This window comes from Stenotrophomonas sp. P5_A8, assembly GCF_056400545.1.
Genome location: NZ_JBFULB010000445.1, coordinates 1 through 2,518, shown reverse-complemented (window position 1 = coordinate 2,518; position 2,518 = coordinate 1). Strand labels below are relative to the sequence as shown.

Annotated in this window: 2 protein-coding genes; both read right to left on the bottom strand. The window is 63.1% G+C overall.

Annotated elements, in window-relative coordinates:
• Window positions 1-28: 28 nt before the first annotated feature.
• The gene (locus AC1DQP_RS19360) at window positions 29-379 is read right to left on the bottom strand and encodes a hypothetical protein (RefSeq protein ID WP_152153254.1); all 351 of its coding nucleotides are present in this window, start codon (window positions 377-379) and stop codon (window positions 29-31) included.
• A gap of 100 nt (window positions 380-479) precedes the next feature.
• Window positions 480-2,255, bottom strand: coding sequence for a YbhB/YbcL family Raf kinase inhibitor-like protein (locus tag AC1DQP_RS19355; RefSeq protein WP_478052286.1), 1,776 nt, complete (start codon window positions 2,253-2,255; stop codon window positions 480-482).
• Window positions 2,256-2,518: the final 263 nt, after the last annotated feature.

Genomic DNA, 2,518 nt, shown 5'->3' with positions numbered 1-2,518 from the left:
GGCCGGCGTTGCTTGCGCAGGTGGTCGCCTAGACTGGATTTGCCGGACCCGAGGGTCCACGGTTTGCACTGGATTGGGCTCGGTAGTCCAACGTCACGTCGTTGATCAGCGACGCTACCGCGGTCGCCAATCGCCTGCCGTCTGAAATGGAGCCATAGAAGCGGATGGAGGGGCCGTCGACCTCCACCCCGGCCACGCCCAAGTCGTTCTTCAACGCATCAATACGCGCGTCGAACAGGGCAAGCCAGCTGGGATGCGGTGCCACGTCCAGCATGGCAATGATCGCCTCGTCTTCCGTTTGATCAACGTTTTCCTGTAGATCAGGGACGTCGAAGCCCAGAAGTCTGGGCGCACCGGTATCTGGGGATGAACTGCTCATGGTCCTATGATATCGCGAAGCGCTGTCTTTTCCCTGGCTCATCGCGCCCCATTGGATTTCCGCCCAATGGGGCGCATGCCGAAGGGCTATCGCGGGTGTCTCACTTCAGCGGCGCATCGCTCTGTTGATACGTGCCCACGATGACGCCTTTTGCCAAGACGTGGCCCGCCGCGGCCTTAAGGACCTCATCCCGCGTCGCGCCCGGACGAACGTCGAGTCTCTTGTCCAGCGCCAGCACCTGGAAGTGATAGTGGTGTGGCGGGTCGCCCACCGGGGGCCTGGGCCCGTAGTAGCCGACGGAACCGCGGCTGGTTGCGCCTTGGAGGAGCCCTGCGGGGTTGGTCAGCCGGGGCTGGACTTGGACGCCCTCCGGCAAGCTGGTCACGGATGCGGGGATGTTCCAAGCGACCCAATGCACGAACGGCTTGATGGGCGTGGAGTCCGGGTCCTCGACAATCACCACGTAGGTCACCGCTTTCTGCACTGCATCCCACATCAGCGGCGGCGACAGCCCTTCGTGATACGCGCTGAATCGAGAGGAGAGCGCCTGACCGGCTTGGAAGGCCGGGGACCGGACGGCAACCTCGGGGGCCTGCGCCACGCGATCGAGGGCTAACGGGACGCCGTTTCCGGTCGCCACCTGCTTTTCAAGGGACTGCGCCGGGGGAGCAGCGGGGGCAGCAGGGGTGGCCYTTCCAGCGCTGTAGCTCACGCGGTAAATAACGCCGTTGGCGTCGTCACCCACCAAGAGTGCCCCGCCCCGCGTGACAGCCAAGCCCACTGGGCGTGCGAAATGGGTCCGGCCTTCATCGGTCAGGAATCCGCTGAGGAACGGCTCGAATGCGGTCGGCTGCCCGTTGCGGAACCGAATCCGCACCACCTCATAGCCCGAGGCCGGCTTCCGATTCCATGACCCCCGCATGGTGACGAACGCGTCGCCTCGGAAGCCGGCGGGATACTGGTTACCCGTGTAGAAGACCAGCTGCATGGGGGCCGCATGCGCGGTATAGCCCAAGACCATGGGTTCGCTCATCTGAGCCCACTGGGCCGTCGTGATTTCCCCAGGAGGTGTGCTCTGTGGATTCTGCCCATCCTTGCCCCAGATATGCGGCCAACCATACTGCTTGCCTTTGACGATGTGGTTGAGTTCCTCCGGTTGCACGTCGTCGCCAAGGAAATCAATGCCGTGATCCATCCCCCACAGTTCGCCGGTCTTCGGATCCCAAGCGAAGCCCAAGGTGTTGCGCAGTCCACTCGCAAAGATCGTGCGGCTCTTGCCGTCCGGCGAGGCGCGCAACACGGTCGCGTGCTCAGGATTGGATTCATTGCAGGCGTTGCACGAGGAACCCACGCTGATATACAGCATGCCGTCAGGGCCGAACGCCAACGTCCGGTTGGGGTGCTGCCCGCCGTCCGGGAGATCATTGATGATTCGCTCAATGGCTCCCAAAGACCCATCGGGGTTGAGAGGCGCCCGGAACACTTCGGTCGCCGTGGCCATGTAGAGGTGGCCGTCGCCGATGGCCAATCCATGGACACTCGGACGGTGGGCCACGGTCCGCGGGGCTTCATCCAAGACTCCATCCTCGTTGGCGTCCTTTAGCAACAACACGTCCCCTTGGTCACGGCGGGAAACGTAAATGTCGCCGCTGGGCGCCACGGCAATGATGCGGATGTTCTGAAGTTCCTTGGCGAAGGCTTTTGCCTCGAAGCCTTGGGGCACCTTTAGGCCGGCGATGCGCTCGTCGGTCGCCGGAACCTTGTCGGGTTTGAACGTATTGACCCGGGCGGGGACATCCGTCCCGTCGCCCTGCTGAGCAAGGGCCGGCCACGCTAACGTCGTGAGCAGGGCGGCGCATACGAGGGTCCGTTTCATGGGCGAGCGTTCCAAAAGGTTAACTGGGACCTGAAGGATCGTCCCGCACCGATCAACCGACCGCGAAAGCAATGCGAGCGCCGCGTGATCCGTCCATATTCCGAAAGTCTCAGTCCTGAAGGCGTTTCACCCTACTTTTGGGGAGTTCCCGTAGACGTTGCATTAGCATCCGGGTCCGACGGCGCCTCGGGGTTTTCCTTGCCAGCGTGAGCATGAGCAGCGGTCGGGTCCTCGATCTGGATGACCTTCCCCTTCTGCCACGC